General features: G+C 73.2%; 11 protein-coding genes. 2 read left to right on the top strand and 9 right to left on the bottom strand.

Annotated features, from left to right (window positions below; all coding sequences use genetic code 11):
- Positions 1–2,134 (top strand): type I polyketide synthase (locus ACX9I7_RS24735; protein WP_459388537.1); only part of this gene is annotated, 2,134 nt, incomplete at its 5' end.
- Positions 2,135–2,234: 100 nt separating this feature from the next.
- Here the strand turns inward: ACX9I7_RS24735 and ACX9I7_RS24730 are convergent.
- On the bottom strand, positions 2,235–3,101 hold the full coding sequence (locus tag ACX9I7_RS24730) for an ABC transporter permease (protein ID WP_189450118.1): 867 nt from the start codon (positions 3,099–3,101) through the stop codon (positions 2,235–2,237).
- A gap of 62 nt (positions 3,102–3,163) precedes the next feature.
- A complete protein-coding gene (locus ACX9I7_RS24725) occupies positions 3,164–4,171 on the bottom strand; it encodes an ATP-binding cassette domain-containing protein (protein ID WP_387569451.1) in 1,008 nt (335 codons plus the stop codon).
- Between the two features lie 197 nt (positions 4,172–4,368).
- Here ACX9I7_RS24725 and ACX9I7_RS24720 point away from each other — a divergent pair, with 197 nt between their 5' ends.
- On the top strand, positions 4,369–5,238 hold the full coding sequence (locus tag ACX9I7_RS24720; RefSeq protein WP_459388536.1) for a N5-glutamine methyltransferase family protein: 870 nt from the start codon (positions 4,369–4,371) through the stop codon (positions 5,236–5,238).
- An 82-nt stretch (positions 5,239–5,320) separates the two neighbouring features.
- Here ACX9I7_RS24720 and ACX9I7_RS24715 read toward each other — a convergent pair whose 3' ends face one another.
- From ACX9I7_RS24715 to ACX9I7_RS24685, 7 genes are read right to left on the bottom strand one after another with little or no spacing between them, the layout of a single operon-like run.
- The gene (locus ACX9I7_RS24715; protein WP_459388540.1) at positions 5,321–10,525 is read right to left on the bottom strand and encodes a type I polyketide synthase; all 5,205 of its coding nucleotides are present in this window, start codon (positions 10,523–10,525) and stop codon (positions 5,321–5,323) included.
- Between the two features lie 60 nt (positions 10,526–10,585).
- Positions 10,586–12,703 (bottom strand): aminodeoxychorismate synthase component I, encoded by a 2,118-nt coding sequence (gene pabB, locus ACX9I7_RS24710; protein ID WP_459388535.1) that lies wholly within the window; start codon positions 12,701–12,703, stop codon positions 10,586–10,588.
- Positions 12,703–13,461, bottom strand: a complete 759-nt coding sequence (locus ACX9I7_RS24705) for a thioesterase II family protein (protein WP_358623295.1) — start codon at positions 13,459–13,461, stop codon at positions 12,703–12,705. Before ACX9I7_RS24705 ends, pabB begins: the two co-directional genes overlap by 1 nt.
- A gap of 45 nt (positions 13,462–13,506) precedes the next feature.
- Positions 13,507–13,701, bottom strand: a complete 195-nt coding sequence (locus tag ACX9I7_RS24700; protein ID WP_358239236.1) for a ferredoxin — start codon at positions 13,699–13,701, stop codon at positions 13,507–13,509.
- On the bottom strand, positions 13,701–14,888 hold the full coding sequence (locus ACX9I7_RS24695) for a cytochrome P450 (protein WP_459388534.1): 1,188 nt from the start codon (positions 14,886–14,888) through the stop codon (positions 13,701–13,703). The genes ACX9I7_RS24700 and ACX9I7_RS24695 overlap by 1 nt, the downstream gene beginning before the upstream one ends.
- A gap of 40 nt (positions 14,889–14,928) precedes the next feature.
- Entirely contained in the window at positions 14,929–15,990 is a 1,062-nt protein-coding gene (locus tag ACX9I7_RS24690) for a DegT/DnrJ/EryC1/StrS family aminotransferase (protein ID WP_459388533.1), read from the bottom strand.
- Positions 15,991–16,005: 15 nt separating this feature from the next.
- Positions 16,006–17,382 carry a glycosyltransferase gene (locus tag ACX9I7_RS24685; protein ID WP_387569467.1) on the bottom strand — a complete coding sequence of 459 codons (1,377 nt, stop codon included), beginning with the start codon at positions 17,380–17,382 and terminating at the stop codon, positions 16,006–16,008.
- Between the last annotated feature and the right edge of the window lie 150 nt (positions 17,383–17,532).

Raw genomic sequence — 17,532 nt, 5'->3', positions numbered from 1 at the left:
AGGCACCGACGGTGGGCCCTTCGGCCTCCACCCGGCGCTGTTCGACGCGAGCCTGCACGCCGCCGCCTTCGGCGGCGGGGACGGTGAGGGCCAGGGCGGCGGAGTCCCGTTCTCGTGGATGGGCGTCTCGCTGCACGCCACAGGCGCCTCTGCCGTCCGGGTGCGTATCCGTACGGCCACCGACGGCGGGGTGTCGATCGCGATCGCCGATACGACGGGTGCGCCCGTCGCATCCGTCGAGTCGCTCGTGGTCCGGCCCATCGCGGCCGACCAGCTCAACACAGTCGACAGGGACTCGCTGTTCCGGCTCGACTGGACGCCGGTCCAGGTGACGGACACCGAGACCGTGTCGTACGTGGGTCTCGACCAGCTGAGCGACAGCGAGACGGAGGCCGTCCCTGCGGCGGTCGTGGTCGAGGTCGGTGGCGAGGCGGACGTAGTGGCTTCGACGCACGAGCTCACCGCTCATGTTCTCGATCTGTTGCAGTCGTGGCTGGTGGAGGAGCGGTTCGAGGAGTCGCGTCTGACGTTCGTCACGCGTGGCGCCACCACAGGTGGCGATCTGGCCGGTGCGGCGGTGTGGGGCATGGTCCGCTCGGCGCAGTCGGAGAACCCGGGCCGCTTCGGCCTGGTGGATCTCGACGACGATGCCGATGCCTCGGTGCTGTCCCGGGCGCTGGCTGTCGACGAGCCGCAGCTCCTGGTCCGTGGCGGCGAGTTCCTCGCCGCCCGTCTCGCCCGGGTGACGGCCGAGCCGGTGGCGGAGGCCCCTTGGCGCCCCGACGGTACGGTCCTCGTCACCGGCGGCACCGGTGGCCTCGGCCGGATCGTCGCCCGGCACCTGGCCACTCACCACGGCGTACGCAACCTCCTCCTGGTGAGCCGTAGTGGCCAGGGCGCCGAGGCGCTGGTGGCCGAGTTGGCCGCCGAGGGTGTCGATGTGGTCGTGGAAGCGTGTGACGTCGCGGATCCGGCCGTCGTGGCGGATCTCGTCTCCCGGCACGCTCGCATCACCGCCGTCGTCCACACCGCCGGTGTGCTCGACGACGGAACCATCCCCTCCCTCACCCCGGATCGCGTTTCCACCGTCCTGCGACCGAAGGTCGACGCTGTCTGGAACCTCCACGAGGCCACCCAGCACCTCGACCTCGACGCGTTCGTCGTCTTCTCCTCCGCCGCGGGCACCTTCGGTACCCCCGGCCAGGCGAACTACGCGGCCGGCAACGCCTTCCTCGACGCCCTGGCCCGGCACCGCCGGGCCGAGGGACTCGCGGGAGTGTCGCTCGCCTGGGGCCCGTGGGCCCAGGACAGCGGCATGACGGGCACGCTGACCGAGGCCGACGTCCAGCGGATCGCCCGGACGGGCATGCCGGAGCTCTCGGCCGAGGAGGGCGTGGCCCTGTTCGACAGGGCGCTGGCCCTCGCGGACGAGCCCGTGACGCTGCCGGTGCGGCTGGACCTCGCGGCGCTGCGCGCGCGGGGTGAGGTGCCGCCGTTGCTGCGCGGCCTGATCCGGACGCCGGCGGGCCGGCGGGCGGCCTCCGCCGGAGCCGGTGGCGGCGCTGCCGCCGCCGATCTCGCCCAGCGGCTGTCCGGGCTGTCGGCGGCGGAGGGGCGCGAGGTGCTGCTGGACGCCGTCCGGGGGCAGATCGCGACGGTCCTCGGTCACGCCGGTGGCGCGGAAGTGGACCCGGCCAAGGCGTTCCGGGACCTGGGCTTCGACTCCCTCACCGCGGTCGAGCTGCGGAACAGGCTCAGCGCGCTCACGGGCGTCCGGCTGCCGGCGACGCTGCTCTTCGACTACCCGACGGCCGGGGAGCTCGTGGACCACCTGTACGCCAAGGTGGCCCCGGCGGACTCGCCCTCCGGCCCGGAGGCGGTCCTGGGCGAGCTCGACAGGCTCGAGAAGGCGTTCCTCGGCCTGGAGGTCACCGAGGAGGTGTTCGAGCGGGTCGCCGGCCGTCTGGAGGTGCTCCGGTCCAAGTGGGGCGCCCTGCGCGACGCCGGCAAGGGAGCGGGCGCCGGGGACGCGACCGGCTCCGGGGAGGACGCGGAGTTCGACTTCGAGTCCGCCTCCGACGAGGACGTCTTCGACCTCCTCGACAACGAGCTCGGGCTCTCGGACGAGATCTGACACCGGTCCCGGACTCCCCAAAACGACGCTGCCCGTACCGATTTCGGTACGGGCAGCGTCGTATGCAGATGAGTCGTATGCAGGTGAGAGGAAGAATCCGTCAGAGCGGACGCCGGAACCCCAGCACCGCCGCCACGGCGCCCACAACGGCGATGAAGCCGCTGATGAGCACCGCGGGCAGCGCGGCGTCGGCGCCCGGCACGTCGAGGGCCAGGGCGCGCGTGGCGTCGATGGCGTAGGTCAGCGGGTTGACCTCGGCGACCACCCGGAGCCAGGCGGGCAGGTCGTCGACGGGCACGTAGGCACTGGAGGCGAACATCAGGGGGAAGATGGCGATGATCGCGAGGTTCTGCATCGGCTCGGCGCGCCGCAGCCACGCGCCGGCCGCGATGAACGCCCACCCCAGCGTCCAGCTGATGAAGAGCGTCAGCCCGGCGGAGGCGGCGAGTTCGCCCGCGCCGCCCTTGGGGGAGTAGCCGAGCACGGTGATGCCCAGCAGCAGGATGATGACGACCTGGATCGCGCTGCGCACGAGGCTGGAGATGCTGCGGGCGATGAGCAGCGAGCTGGGGTGGATGGGGAGGGAGCGCAGCCGGGCGACGATGCCGTTCTTGAGGTCGTCGACGAGGCCGACGCCGCTCTGCATGGCGGACTGGACCGCGTTGTCCACGAGGACGGCGGGCAGGACGAAGTCGAGGTAGCTGACGCCCTTGGGGAAGTGGGGCGGGTGGCCCATCTTGCTGAAGACCTGGGTGAGGACGAAGAGGATGATCACGGGCTGGATCAGGCCGAACAGGACCGTGCCGGGGTCGGTGGCCATCGCCCGGAGGGATCTGCCGGTGAGCACCCGTACCTGGCCGAGCATGGAGCTGCCGGCCCAGGCGGTGGGGCTGCCCGGGCGACCGGGGGCGTGGGCGACCGGCGCCGCCGTGCCCTCCTCGGGGGTCCGGGTGAGCGGTGCGGTCATGGAGTCTCCACAGTGAACGCGAACATGCGAATATGCGAATGGGTGGGGGTGGGGCCTGGGGGTTACGGGGCGACCGCCGGTGCCGTCGGCCGGGGGCGGGTCTGCTGGTCGGCCAGGGCCAGGTACACGTCGTCGAGGCTGGGTTCACCGAAGGACAGTTCCGTGGCCTCGATGCCCGCGTGGTCGAGGGCCCTGATGACGGCCGCGATGTCCTTGGACGCCTCGATGGCGATGACGACCGTGCCGTTCTCCCGGTCCGGGACCGGTTCCATCCCGGCGCGGCGCAGGGCCGCGGCGGCGGCGTCCGGGCCGGTGGCCGGGTCGGGGGTGACGGTGACGGTGCGCTGGCCGACGGTGGCCTTGAGCTCCGCGGCCGTGCCGCCGGCGATGACGGATCCGGCGGAGAGCACCGTGATGGAGTCGGCCAGCCGGTCCGCCTCGTCGAGGTACTGGGTGGTGAGCAGGACCGTGGTGCCCTGGGCGACGAGCCCTTCCACGATCTCCCACAGCCTCAGTCGGCTGGACGGGTCGAGCCCGGTGGTGGGTTCGTCGAGGAAGATGACGTCCGGTTGGCCGACGAGGCTCGCGGCGAGGTCGAGGCGCCGGCGCAGGCCGCCGGAGTAGGTGCCCGGCCGGCGGGTCGCGAACTCCTGGAGCCCGAAGAGCTCCAGGAGTTCGTCGGCCCTGGCCCGGGCGGACCTGCGGTCGGCGCCCAGCAGCCGGGCGATGAGGACGAGGTTCTCCCGCCCGCTGAGCTGGGCGTCGACGGAGGCGAACTGGCCGGTGAGGCCGACGCGTCGGCGGACCTCGCGGGGTTCGCGCGTGACGTCGAAACCGGCCACCCTGGCCCGGCCCGAGCTGGGCGGCAGGGCGGCCGCGAGGATGTTGACGAGGGTGGTCTTGCCCGCGCCGTTGTGGCCGAGCAGGGCGAGGACGGTACCCCGCCGGGCGGTGATGTTCACCGAGTCCAGTGCGCGTACGGAGCCGAAGACCTTGCCCACGTCCTCGGTCTCGATCATGATGTCGTCCCCGGCCATCGGGGCGTCGACAGGTACGGTGAGCCCACTCATGGCTGTTCTCCCGCAGATGGATGAGATGGCGAAAACGCCGTGATTTTCGAGTGATTTCCGACAGCGAGCATGCGGGACCCGGGAGTTGACCGGCCACCGGCCGTAACACGAAAAGTCTCGGGTCTCACCTAGGGCTGTCGGGTGCATGGTTGCTGCTTCGGCGTCCGTCGACCGATGGCCGCGCAGAGGGAGGATCCATGGCACGAGAGCCCCTCGGGGAATTGTTGGACGAGGCGGTGGCGATCATGCGCCGCAAGGGGCATCCCGCCCCCCGGGGCGAGGTCGAGGAGATCGCCGCCCATGTGCTCGGCAAGAGGGTGGGCGAGCTGGCCGCGGACTTCGAGCCGCACGACCGGGTCGCCGCGAAGTTCCGCAGGCTGGTGGGGCGCCGGGCCGACGGGGCGCCGATGGGCCACCTGACCGGCCTCGCCGAGCTCGGCGGCGTCGAGGTGGCGGTGGGTCCCGGGGTGTTCGTCCCCCGCCCGCACAGCGAGCTGGTGCTCGCCAGTGGGCTGGCGGCCGTCGCGGAGGTCTCCGCGCCGCTCGTGGCCGACCTGTGCACCGGCTCGGGCGCGATCGCGCTGGCCCTGGCCCACGGGCGGCCCGACGCCACCGTCCACGCCGTCGACTTCGACCCGCTGGCGCTGGACTTCGCCCGCCGCAACCGCGAGCGCCGCGTCAAGCTGGGCGACACCCCGATCGTCCTCCACGAGGCGGACGTCACCCGCCCCGGGCTCCTGGAGGAGCTGACCGGACGGGTGGACCTGGTGGTGGCGAACCCGCCGTTCATGCCGGACGGGGCGGAGGTGCCCCCGGAGTTCGGCACCCACCAACCCCGGCAGGCGATCTTCGGCGGACCGGACGGGCTGCGGGTCATCCGGCACGTGGTCGCGGCGGCCGAGCGGCTGCTGCGGCCCGGGGGCGGGTTCGTCGTGGAGCACGGGCACGTCCACGGCGAGTCCGTGCCGGAACTGCTGCGGGCGAGCGGCCACTTCACCGAGGTGTCCACCCACGCCGACCACGACGGCTGGCCCCTGTACTCCCTGGCCCGGCGGGCCGGCGGGTAGCCGGGGCGCCGGGCCAGGGTGCGCCGGCCCCGGCCCCGGCCCCGGCGCCGGCGCACCCTTCACTCCCCGCCCGTCAGCCGGATCACTCCCCGTCCATCAGCCGGAACAGCTCTTCGTCGCTGGCCGAGTCCAGGTCCAGCCCGCTCTCCGGCGCTTCGGCCTCGGGCGTGGTCTCCGGGCCCCAGCGGGTCGCGAGGGCCCGCAGCCGGGCCGCCGTCTCCGCGTTGACCGTGACGCCCGTGGAGAGGAGGTACTCCAGCTCGTCCACCAGGCCGGTCACCCCGCGCGGCGACCGCGTCGCCGCCTCCTCCAGGCGTTCCCGCAGCAGGGCGACGACGGCGTCCGGGGTGGGGTGGTCGAAGACCAGCGTCGCCGGGAGCCGGACGCCGGTCGCCTCGATGATCCGTCCGCGCAGCTCGATCGCGTTCACGGACGTGACGCCCATCTCCGTGAAGGGCTGCGCCCCGGCGTCCTCGCCCTGCGGCCCGCGCCCGCCGAGCACGGCGGTCACCTCGGCCAGGACCAGGCCCAGGAGCAACTCGTCCCGCTCCGGCCCGTCGAGCCCCGCCAGCCGCTCCCGCAGCGGGGACGCGCCCGTGTCGTCGACGGCGGGCACCGAGGGCGCCAGGGGCCGCGCCGGGGGCGCGGTGGCCGTGGCCGCCGAGCCCACCCAGTACTCGCGGCGCTGGAAGGCGTACGTCGGCAGGGCCACCGGCACGGCCGCCGGCAGTACGGCCCGCCAGTCGACGGACGCGCCGTGGGCGTGGAGCCGGGCCGCGGCGGCGAGCGCGGCCCGCGCCTCGTCCTGACCCGCCGTCAGCGTCGGGACGATCGTGACGGCCCCCGGCCGGCCGGCCGTCGCCTGGACGCACTCGTCGATCATCGGCGTGAGCGCCGGGTCCGGGCCCAGCTCCAGGAAGCACGTCGTCGCGGCCGGCCCGCCCCCCAACCGGTCGACGGCGTCCTTGAACCGCACCGCCTCCCGGACGTGCCGCACCCAGTGGCCGGGGTCGCGGGCCTCCTCGGCGGTCAGGGGGCGGCCGGTGAGGGCCGAGACGACCGGCACGGCCGGGGCGGCGAAGGACAGGCCCTCGACGACCTCCCGGAACTCCGCCAGCATCGGCTCCATCAGCGGCGAGTGGAAGCCGTGGCTCACCACGAGCTGCCGGGTCTTGTGCCCGGCGGCCGCGAGCCGGTCGGCGAGCCCGGTGAGCGGGCCCTCCGCGCCCGACAGCACCACCGAGCGCGGCCCGTTGACCGCGGCGACGGACACGCTGTCGGCGAGCCCGGCCAGCCACGGCGTCAGCTCGTCCTCGGCGATGCGGACCGCCACCATCGTGCCGCCCGGCGGCAGCGCCCCCATCAGCCTGCCCCGGGCCGCGACCAGGGCGCAGGCGTCCCGCAGGCCGAGGACCCCCGCCACATGGGCGGCGGTGATCTCGCCGACCGAGTGGCCCACCAGGTGGTCCGGGACCACTCCCCACGAGGTGAACAGCCGGTGGAGCGCGACCCCGACGGCGAACAGCGCCGGCTGGGCGTACGCGGTGTCGTCGAGGAGCCCGGCCTCCTCGGAGTCGGGGGCCGCCCACATCACCGAGGTGAGCGGCCGTTCCAGCAGCGGGTCGAGGGCCGCGCAGACCTCGCGCAGCGCCGCGTCGAAGACGGGGAAGGCCGCGGCGGCCCGCCGGCCCATGCCCGGGCGCTGGCTGCCCTGGCCCGTGAAGACGAACGCCAGGTCGCCGGGCGCGCTCTCGTCGCGTACGACGCCGGGGCCGCGCTCGCCGCCGCCGAACGCGGCGGTGGCGGCGAGCAGTTCCTCGCGCGAGGAGCCGGTGACGACGACCCTGTGGCCGTGCAGGGCCCGGGTGGTGGCCAGGGAGTAGCCGATGTCCCGGGCCGGCAGGGCGGGGTTCGCCCGCGCGTGCTCGGCCAGCCGCAGCGCCTGGGCGCGCAGGGCCGCGTCGGTGCGGGCGGACAGGACCCAGGGCACGGCCGGCCCGAGGTCCTCACCGGACGATCCGACGGGGTCCGACGCCGTTGCCGGCGGTTCCTCCAGGATCACGTGCGCGTTGGTGCCGCTGATCCCGAACGAGGACACGCCCGCCCGGCGCGTCCGCCCGTCCTCCCGGGGCCACGCCCGTGACTCCGTCAGCACTTCCACCGCACCCGCCGCCCAGTCCACGTGCGAGGACGGCTGGTTGACGTGCAGGGTCCCGGGCAGGACGCCGTGGCGCAGCGCCAGCACCGTCTTGATCACACCGGCGACGCCGGCGGCCGCCTGCGCGTGGCCTATGTTCGACTTGACGGACCCGAGCCACAGCGGCCGGTCCGCGTCCCGGTCCCTGCCGTACGTGGCCAGCAGCGCCTGCGCCTCGATGGGGTCGCCGAGGGCCGTGCCCGTGCCGTGGCCCTCCACAGCGTCGACGTCCGCGGCCTGCAGCCCGGCGTTGGCGAGGGCCTGGCGGATGACGCGCTGCTGGGAGGGGCCGTTGGGGGCGGTGATGCCGTTGGAGGCGCCGTCCTGGTTGACGGCGGAGCCCCGGACGACCGCCAGCACCGGGTGGCCGTTGCGACGGGCGTCGCTCAGCCGCTCCAGCAGGAGCAGTCCCGCGCCCTCGGACCAGGCCGCGCCGTCGGCGGCGTCCGCGAAGGACTTGCAGCGCCCGTCGGGGGCCAGGCCGCGCAGCCGGGAGAACTCGACGAAGGACGCCGGGGTCGCCATGACGGCGACCCCGCCCGCCAGGGCCAGGGAGGACTCGCCGGACCGCAGGGACTGGCACGCCAGGTGCAGGGCGACGAGCGAGGACGAGCAGGCCGTGTCGACCGTCAGGGCGGGGCCCTCGAAGCCGTAGGTGTAGGCGACGCGCCCGGACAGGGCGCTCGCGGCCGTGCCGATGCCCAGCAGCCCTTCCAGGTCGGCCGCCGCGCCCGCCCGGTCGGTGGCGTAGTCGTGGTACATGGCGCCGGTGAAGACGCCCGTGCGGGTGCCCTTGAGGGTCGTCGGGTCGATGCCCGCCCGTTCCAGGGCCTCCCAGGAGATCTCGAGCAGCAGTCGCTGCTGGGGGTCGGTGGCCAGGGCCTCCCGGTCGGAGAGGCCGAAGAAGCCCGCGTCGAAGTGGCCCGCGTCGTGGAGGAAGCCGCCTTCGCGCGCGTAGGAGGTGCCCCGGTGCTCGGGGTCGTCGTCGAAGAGCCGGTCGAGGTCCCAGCCGCGGCCCGTGGGGAAGCCGGAGACCGCGTCGGTGCCGTCGGCCAGGAGGGCCCACAGCTCCTCGGGGGAGTTCGCGCCACCCGGCAGCCGACAGGCCATGCCGATGACGGCGATGGGCTCGCCGGGGTCCACGTCCCGCGCGGGGACGGCCTCCGGTGCCGTCTCCTCGGCGGGGCAGCCGGTCAGGGCACGTGCCACGGCGAGCGGGGTGGGGAAGTCGAAGGCCAGGGTGGTGGGCAGGGGCAGCCCCGTCGCCTCCTGGAGCACGTTGCGCAGCCGGATGGCGAGGACGGAGTCCAGGCCCAGGTCACGGAAGGTCGCGTCCGCCCGCACATCCATCTCCGCGTTTGCGAGCACGTCTGCCACGCACGTGCGGACGAGGTCCAATGCCTCCTCGACCGTGCACGGCCGTCGGTCCGGGCCGTCGCAGACCGGGCCCCGGGCGATCTCGCCCGTGGCGAGCGCCTGCTCCAGTGCCCGGCGGTGGAGTTTGCCGGCGGGGGTGAGCGGGAGCTCCGGCACCGTGACCACCTCCAGCGGGATCTTGTAGTCGGCCACGCCGCGCCGCCGCAGGAAGTCCGTCACCTCCGCGAGGCCGGGCGCGGGAGCGGCCTTCTCCGTGACGACCAGGCAGGGGTACTCGCCGAGACGGGCGTCCGGCACGCCCAGGACCGCGAGGGGGCCCACGCCGGGAAGGTCCGCGAGCAGGCCCTGGATCTCCGTGGCGTTGAACTTCCGGCCGCCCACGTTGACGATCTCGGCCGACCGGCCGTGGAACGCGACCCGCCCCTCGGCGTCCAGGGCGGCCAGGTCGCCGGTGCGCAGCCAGCCGTCGTCGGTGACGGCGGCGCGGGTGAGCTCCGGCTCGCGGAAGTAGCCGCGGAACATTCCGGGGCTGCGGTAGCGCAGTTCGCCGACCGTGCCCGGGGGGCAGTCGCGGCCGTCCTCGTCGACGACGCGGATCCCGGCGCCGCTCGTGGGCAGGCCCACGCTGCGGGTGGCGACGTCGGCGGGGTCGTCGGCGCGGGTGCGGGTGCCGGTGCCCAGTTCGGACATCCCCCAGACGACGACGAGCGCGCAGTCGAGCGCGTCCCGTACGCCCGTGACGAGCGCGCCGGGGATGGCCGCGCCCGCCGTGCGCACCTCGTGGGGCCGGAAGCCGGCCGGTTCGCCGGACTCGGTGAGCCGGGTGACGACGTCGTGGAGCTGCGCGGGGACGGCGAAGACGACGCTCGGGTCGGCCTCCCGGGCCAGGGCGAGGAAGCGGTCGGGGTCCCAGGAGCCCAGCAGCACCTGCCGACAGGCGGCGAACAGGGCCGAGTGGAGGGACTGGAGACCGAAGAGGTGGGTGAGGGGGCAGGCCGTGACGACCGCGCGGGCGAACGCCTCCGGGGCCTCGGCGGTGACGGCCGAGGTGTTCGACAGCAGGCCGTCGTGGCTGTGGAGGCAGATCTTCGGCCGGGCGGAGGTGGTGCCGGAGGACGGGACGAGCACGAACGGCATGTCCGGGGTCACGGTCACGGGGTGGGGGGCGTGGCCCGACCAGGTGGCCAGCAGAGTGTCCAGCCGGGCCGTGCCGGGCTCGTCCTCATGCTCACCGGCCGTTCCGGCGAGCAGGACGGTCCGGAGCGAGGGCACGGTCCGCAACAGGTGATGCGCCCTCAGCTCGTGCTCGCCGCCGCCGACTTGGGTCGCGGCGGGGAGGACGGCGAGTGCGGGCTCGACCCGGCTCAGCAGGGTGTGGACGTCCTTGGGGCCGTTGCCCTGGTGGACGGGCAGCAGCACGGCGCCGACGGCGGCGACGGCCAGGTGGAGGGTGGGGAACTCCCAGCTGTTGGGCAGGTGCGCCGCCACCACGTCGCCGGGCGCCACCCCGAGCTCCTGGAGGCCCCTGGCCAGGGCGTCGACGTCGGCGTGCCACTGCCGCCAGGTCCAGGAGCGGTCCCCGTCGACGAGGGCCACCGCGTCGGGGGCGGCGCTCACGGCGGCCTGGAACACGTCCGGGAGTGTGAAGCCGCCCAGGGCGCCGGGGGAACCGGCCGTCGGGTCGATCGTGTAGTCGGTGGTGCGGACGGGCATCGTCACTCCCGGAGGTTCGGATGAGGGCGCCGGTGTCGCCGGCCGGGCCCGGTGCGGCGGTCAGGGGTGGGTCGCGGGCGCGCGGCCGGGGAACTCGGCGCCGAGCAGCTCGAGCAGCGGCGTCGCCTTCACCGCCGTCTCCTCGAACTCCGCCTCCGGGTCCGACAGCGCGATGATCGCGCCGCCCACGCCGTAGCGGAGGGTGCCGCCGCTCAGTACGACGGTGCGGATGACGATGCTCAGGTCGGCCGCGCCGGTCAGCGAGAAGTAGCCGATGGCGCCGGAGTAGACGCCGCGGGGGCCGTCCTCCAGCCGGTCGATGATCTGCATGGTGCGGATCTTCGGCGCGCCCGTCATCGAGCCGCCGGGGAACGCGGCCCGGACGCCCGTGACCGCGCAGTCGTCCTCCCGGAGCCTGGCCCGGACCGTGCTCACCAACTGGTGGACGGTCGCGTAGGACTCCACCTGGAAGACGGGGGACGCGGTGACCGAGCCGATCTCGGCGCAGCGGCCCAGGTCGTGCCGGACCAGGTCGACGATCATCAGGTTCTCGGCGCGGTCCTTCTCGCAGGAGGCGAGCTCCTCGACGAGGGCCGCGTCCTCCTCGGCGCAGCCGCCGCGCGGCCGGGTGCCCTTGATGGGCTTGGACTCCATCAGCCCGTCGCGGTCGATGCGCAGGAAGCGCTCCGGGGAGGTGCTGAGGACGGACAGGTCCGCGAAGCCGAGGTAGGCGGCGAAGGGGGCGGGGCTGGTGCGGCGCAGGAAACGGTACGCCTGCCAGGGATCGAGGTCGGCCTCCGCCTCGATCATGTTGGTGAGGCAGACCTCGTAGGTCTCGCCGGCCTTGATCTCCTCCTGGCACGCGGCGATGAGCTTGAGGTAGGTGTCGCGGTCGTGGCGCAGCCGGATCCCGGTGGTGCCGGGCGGCACGGGCCGGTCGCAGGGGCCGGGGGCGTGGCCGGCGGCCCCGTCGAGGAGGTCGGCGGTGGTCCGCAGCCAGGCGCGGGCGGGCGCCTCGTCGGTGTCCTCGGCGAGGGCCAGCAGGTGGGTGGTGTCCGTGCGGTGGTCGAAGACGACGGCGCGGTCGGCGAAGACCATCACGGCGTCGGGCTCGGCGGGCCGGTGCGCGGCGGACCCGTCGCACTCGGCCTTGAGCTCGTAGCCGAGGTAGCCGACCCAGCCGAGGGCGAAGTCGAAGGGCAGGCCGGGGGTTTCGACGCGTGCCGCGCGCAGGTCCCGCTCCAGCCAGGTCAGGAAGTCGCCGGGTACGGTCCGGGCGGGTTCCGTGGTGGCGTTCACGGTGACGGTGCCCCGGGCGACGTCGGCGGTGGCGACGCGGGCGAGGGGCCCGGAGGCGTCGCCCATGACGGAGAGTTCGCCGAGGGGGCCGCCGGTGCGGCTGCTGTCGAGCCAGAAGGGGTGGTTCCCGGTGCGGAAGAGCCGGTCGAAGACGACCTCGGGGTCCCAGCGGGTGGGGAGGGACTCGGCCAGCACGCGCAGCCGCCGGGTGGGGGCGGCGTGCTCCGCCGGGGCGGGGGCGGTTCCCGGCGTGGTTGTCGTCGCCGTTCTCGCTTCGGCGCGGGGGATGTCGTTGGCGCGCTGGTGGTCTTCCGTCAGCTTCCGGAAGTTCTCCAGGATGCGGTGGCCGCCCTGGGTGCTGATGGACTCGGGGTGGAACTGCACGCCCCACAGGGGGAGGGTGCGGTGGCGCAGGGCCATGACCACGCCGTCCGGGGACCAGGCGGTGGGTTCGAGGTCGGGGGAGAGGTCGGTGACGGCGAGCGAGTGGTAGCGGACGACGTCGAGGGGGGAGGGGAGTCCCTCGAAGAGGCCGGTGCCGTCGTGCCGGACGGGCGAGACCCGGCCGTGGCGGGGCTCGGGGGCCCGGCCGACGGAGGCGCCGTGGGCCAGGGCCATGCCCTGGTGTCCCAGGCAGACGCCGAGGACGGGGATCCGGCCCTCGGCGGCGATCTCCGCGCAGAACCCGAAGTCGGCGGGCCGGTGGGGGGTGCCGGGGCCGGGGGAGAGGACGACGTTGTCGAAGGCGCCGAGCAGCTCCGGGCGCCACGCCGGGTCGTCGTTGTGGATGACCTCGGGCTCTTCGCCGTTGACCTCGGACAGGTAGTGGAAGAGGTTGTAGGTGAAGGAGTCGTAGTTGTCGACGAGGAGCGTGCGCATCAGAGTTTCCCGAGTTCGCGGGCTATCTCGGCGTTCACGGCCACGTGATTGCCGGTGAGGAAGAAGTGGCCGCCGGGGAACACCTCGAGCCGGAACTCGCCCTCGGTGTGCCGCTCCCAGGCCTTGGCCTCGTCCAGGGAGGTGCGGGGGTCGGCGTCGCCGGTGAGGACGGTGACGGGGCAGCGGACGACGCGGTCCTCGGGGCAGCGGTAGGTCTCGATCGCGGTGTAGTCGCCGCGGATCGCGGGCAGGGCCATCCGCAGGATCTCCTCGTCGCCGAGGACACCGGCGTCCGTGCCGTTGAGGAGCTTGAGTTCGGCGATGACGCCGTCGTCGTCGCGCTGGTGGACGGTCTCGGGGCGGGAGGTGGAGGGGGCCCGCCGACCGGAGGCGATGACGGCCTTCGGGGCGGACGCCGCGCCCTTGCCCTCCAGCCGCCGGGCCACCTCGAAGGCGAGGACGGCGCCCATGCTGTGGCCGAAGTAGACGGTGGGCTTGTCGTCCAGGTCGATGAGCCGGTCGGTGATCCGGTCGGCGAGGGTGGCGATGTCGGTGATACAGGGTTCGTGGCGGCGGTCCTGGCGGCCGGGGTACTGCAGGGCGATGACGTCGACGCCGGGGGCGAACCGGGCGGAGACGGGGTGGAAGAAGCTGGCCGAGCCGCCCGCGTGGGGGAAGCAGACCAGCCGGGTGGTGGCGGTCTCGGCCGGGTGGTAGCGCCGGGCCCACAGGGCCAGGTCGTTGTCCGCGCTGTTCAAGGGCTCGGGTCCTTTCTCGGTGGGGGTGGCGGGGCGTTCCCCGCGTCAGTCCTCGTGCACGGTGATGGCCCGTGCCGGGCAGAGGTCGCCCGCCCGCCATACGGCGTCGGTGAGTTCGGCGCCGGGTTCGGGGGCCAGGACGGTGACCAGTCCGTCGTCGTCCTGGTCGAAGACGTCCGGGGCGGTCAGCACGCACTGGCCCGCGCCGATGCAGCGTTCGTTGTCGGCGGTGATACGCATCAGGAGCTCTCCCACTGGACGGGCATCTCGTGCAGCCCGAAGAGTACGACGTCGTGTTTGAAGGCCAGTTCCTCCACGGGGACCGCCAGCCGGAGGGTGGGGATGCGCTCGAAGAGCTTGCGGTAGGCGATCTCCATCTCGACGCGCACCAGGTTCTGGCCGAGGCACTGGTGCATGCCGTAGCCGAAGGCCACGTGGTGGCGGTCGGTGCGGGAGGGGTCGAAGGCGTGGGGGCAGGCGAAGACCTTCTCGTCGTGGTTGGCGGCGGCCACCAGCGGGATGATGCCCTCCCCGGCCCGGACGAGCTGCCCGGATATCTCGACGTCCTCGACGGCCACCCGCAGGGAGACGATGTCGGCGACCGAGTGGAAGCGCAGCGTCTCCTCGACGACGCGGTCGTCGCCGATCCACTGGGGGTTCTGCAGCAGGGTCATCACGCCCAGCGCGATGTTGTTGGCCGTGGTCTCGTGGCCGGCGATCAGCAGGAGCAGCAGGACGCCGGACAGCTCGTGGGGGGCGATGGTGCCGGTGGCGAGAAGCCTGCTGACCAGGTCGTCCTGGGGCCACTTCGACTTGATGTCGATGAGCCGGTTGATGTAGCGCAGGAGTTCCTTGGTGGCGGTGTCGCGCTGCTGGTCGGTGGAGGAGCGGATGGCGACCAGGGTGCGGGTGCGGGACTCGAAGAAGTCGCGGTCCACCGGGGGCACGCCGAGCAGGGCGGAGATCACCAGGGAGGGCACGGGCAGCGCGAAGTCGGCGACGAGGTCCGCCGAGTTGCCGGACGCGAGTAGCTCGTCGATGAGCTTGTCGACCGTCTCCTCGATCGCGGGGCGCATGGCCCGCACCCGGCGCACGGTGAACTCGGGGATGAGCGCCTTGCGGAAGCGGTCGTGCTCGGGGGAGTCCATGCCCACGAACCAGCCGGGGATCTGCTCCTGCTTGGGCACGCCCATGGTCTCACTGATGTTGGGGAAGCCCTTGTGGTCCGGGTTGGAGCTGATCTTCGGGTTGGTGAAGACGGCGCGGACGTCCTCGTGCCGGGTGACCAGCCAGCACTTGTTGCCGTTGGGCAGGTAGGAGAGGACCAGCCCCTCCTGTTCGCGGTAGGTCGTGTACCGGGGAGGCGGGAAGGCCTCGCCGGGCTTGCGCAGCGGGAAGTCGACCACCATCGGGTCGGCGTGCGTCATGTCGGAAACTCATTCCCTCGTGGCGTGCCTGCGGGTCCGGTCAGCGGGCGGCGGCGTAGAACTCGCGGACCCGGGCGGTGATGAAGTCCTGGTCGGCGGCGGTCAGCCCGGTGTGGGTGGGCAGGTAGAAGCCGTCCTCCGCGAACCGGTTGGCCTTCAGCGAGGGCCAGTCGGGGTGGAGGTAGCCGGGCTGGCGGCTCATGGGCTTGAAGAACAGCCGGGTCTCGATGCCCGCCTCGGCGAGGAAGGCGCGCAGCTCCTCGCGGCGTTCGGCGCGGAGGTCGTACATCCACAGCACGTCGCGCGCCGGCATCAGGGTGATGCCGGGGATGCCGGCGAGGCCCTCGTCGTAGCGCTTCTCTATGTCCCGGCGGGTCGCGAGGATCTCGTCCAGCCGCTCGACCTGGGCGAGGGCGACGGCGGCCTGCATCCCGGTCATCCGGAAGTTGTAGGCGAGCTTCTTGTGGAGGAAGCTGTGGTCCCGGGTGAAGGCCATGGCGCGCAGATGGGCCAGCTGGCCGGCCAGCCTGGGGTCGTCGGTGAGGCAGATGCCGCCCTCGCCCGCCGTGATGATCTTGTTGGCGAAGAGGGAGTAGCAGGCGATGTCGCCCACCGGACGGATGCCGTGGGCCTCGGCGGAGTCCTCGACGACCCGCAGGTTGTACTGGAACGCGATGTCCATGATCGCGTCCATGTCGCAGCGCCGGCCGTAGATGTGCACCGGCATGATCGCCCTGGTCCGCGGGGTGATCTTCTCCTCGATGCGGGTGACGTCGATGTTGAGGTCGTCCCCGCAGTCGACGAAGACGGGCGTGGCGCCGGTGTAGGTGACCGCCCACGCCGAGGCGATCATGGTGAACTCGGGGACGATCACCTCGTCGCCGGGACCGACGCCCAGCGCCCGCAGGGCCAGGGTGAGCGCGGCCGTCCCGGAGGAGCAGGCCACGCCGTGGGTGATCCCGTTCCAGTCCGCGAAGGCCTGCTCGAACCGCTGGATGACGGGGCTCTGGGACGATATCCAGCCGTCGCCGATGGTGGCGGTGACGTACTCGAGCTCCTTGCCGTCGAGGGCGGGACGGGACACGGGGTACTTGAACGACATGGGTTCCTCTCCTGATCAGACCAGCGCGGGGAGACCGAGGACCAGCCCGGCGGCCGTCTCGCGACCGCCCGCCGCGCGCTGCAGGGCGCCCAGCCGCTCCGCCTTCTCGCGGAACGAGGGGTCGCCGAGCACCCGGGTGAGCTTGTCGACGACGTCGTCGACCGCGACGGTCTGGGGCCGGTCGAGGGTCAGGCTGATGCCGAAGTCCTGGCCGCGGACGGCCTGGTCGAAGCAGTCCACCCACAGGGGGCGCACCACCAGGGGCTTGCCGAAGTAGATGCCCTCGTGGAAGCCGTTGCCGCCGCCGTGGGTGAAGAACACCTTGACGTTGGGGTGGGCGAGGACGTCGAGCTGGGAGGGGACCCAGCCCTCGATGCGGAGGTTGGCCGGAAGCGACTCCGCCGGTGGCAGGAGGTGCTGCTGCTCCTTGGGCAGCTTCCACAGCACCTGGTGCTCGCCCTCCAGCCGGCGGGCCACCTCCACCAGCGCGTGGACCTGCTCCTTCGTCAGCCGGGTGATGGTGCCGAAGCCCATGTAGACGACCGACGACTGCGCGTCCAGCCAGGTGCGGACGTCCTCGTCGTCCGGGGCCTCCGGCAGGGGCGGCATCATCGCGCCCACCAGCCGCATCTTCTCCGGTATCGGGAAGGGGTAGTCCAGCTCGGCGATGGAGTTGCACAGGACCAGCTCGGCCTTGTCGATCCTGGTCATCGGGTTGGGCGGCGGGATGCGCAGCTCCTTGCGGATCCGCGCGTCCTCCTGGAGCACCTTGCCCATGGCCGGGTTGAAGAACATCGCCAGGGTCCGGTACTTGAACAGCTCGTTGCTCAGGCGCTGCGCCGGGGTCATCTTCCGCGGCAGCCCGGAGTGGGGGACCGGGAAGTCCCCGGGGGTGTGGCCCTTGGCGAAGGGGTTGAGCGAGGTGAGGACGTTGCTCGGCAGGAACGGGACGCTCAGCACGAACGGGATGTCCCGGGCGATGGCCAGGTCCACGGCGAAGCCCGCCATGCAGTCGACGACCATCAGCGCCGGCTGGACCTTCTCGACCACGGCCTCCAGCTTGCGGAACTTCCCCGCCTGGAGGGCGGGCTTGTAGGACTGCCGGATGACGGCCCGGTGCGCCCGGAAGCGGGAGGACTGGGTCACCTCCCGGTAGACCTCGTCGTCCCAGGTCACGGCGGACAGCTCCGGTATCACCTCACCGAGCGAGGCGAACTCCACCGGCGACCGCTCGGCGATCCGCGCCACGTCCTCGCGACGCGGCTCGTCGGTGGCGAACCACAGGTCCTCCACACCCTGCCGGGAGAGTTCGCCCGCCAGTACGAGCAGCGGATTGAGCAGTCCGCTCTCCGGAAGGCTGACGAACAGGATCGGCCGTCGGGCGGAGTCCATGGCATCCCTTTCAGTGGTGGCCGTCGGGGCGGGGCACGGGACGCCCCCGGGCGGGCCGGTCGGCCTCCCCGCACTGTGATCTCACGCCACGCCCCGGGAAATCCTTAGACTCCTCCCGGACGCGACGCGCCGGGCACGACCCTTTACCAC

Source organism: Streptomyces sp. L500 (assembly GCF_054551825.1).
The sequence above is the reverse complement of the archived record's forward strand: the minus strand, read 5'-3'. Positions and strand labels throughout refer to the sequence as shown.

Excerpts from the sequence above, each read along its gene's own strand:
- ACX9I7_RS24730 (WP_189450118.1), bottom strand. The coding sequence starts at position 3,101 with ATGACCGCACCGCTCACCCGGACCCCCGAGGAGGGCACGGCGGCGCCG.
- ACX9I7_RS24725 (WP_387569451.1), bottom strand. The coding sequence starts at position 4,171 with ATGAGTGGGCTCACCGTACCTGTCGACGCCCCGATGGCCGGGGACGAC.
- ACX9I7_RS24720 (WP_459388536.1), top strand. The coding sequence starts at position 4,369 with ATGGCACGAGAGCCCCTCGGGGAATTGTTGGACGAGGCGGTGGCGATC.
- ACX9I7_RS24715 (WP_459388540.1), bottom strand. The coding sequence starts at position 10,525 with ATGCCCGTCCGCACCACCGACTACACGATCGACCCGACGGCCGGTTCC.
- pabB (WP_459388535.1), bottom strand. The coding sequence starts at position 12,703 with ATGCGCACGCTCCTCGTCGACAACTACGACTCCTTCACCTACAACCTC.
- ACX9I7_RS24700 (WP_358239236.1), bottom strand. The coding sequence starts at position 13,701 with ATGCGTATCACCGCCGACAACGAACGCTGCATCGGCGCGGGCCAGTGC.
- ACX9I7_RS24695 (WP_459388534.1), bottom strand. The coding sequence starts at position 14,888 with ATGACGCACGCCGACCCGATGGTGGTCGACTTCCCGCTGCGCAAGCCC.
- ACX9I7_RS24690 (WP_459388533.1), bottom strand. The coding sequence starts at position 15,990 with ATGTCGTTCAAGTACCCCGTGTCCCGTCCCGCCCTCGACGGCAAGGAG.
- ACX9I7_RS24685 (WP_387569467.1), bottom strand. The coding sequence starts at position 17,382 with ATGGACTCCGCCCGACGGCCGATCCTGTTCGTCAGCCTTCCGGAGAGC.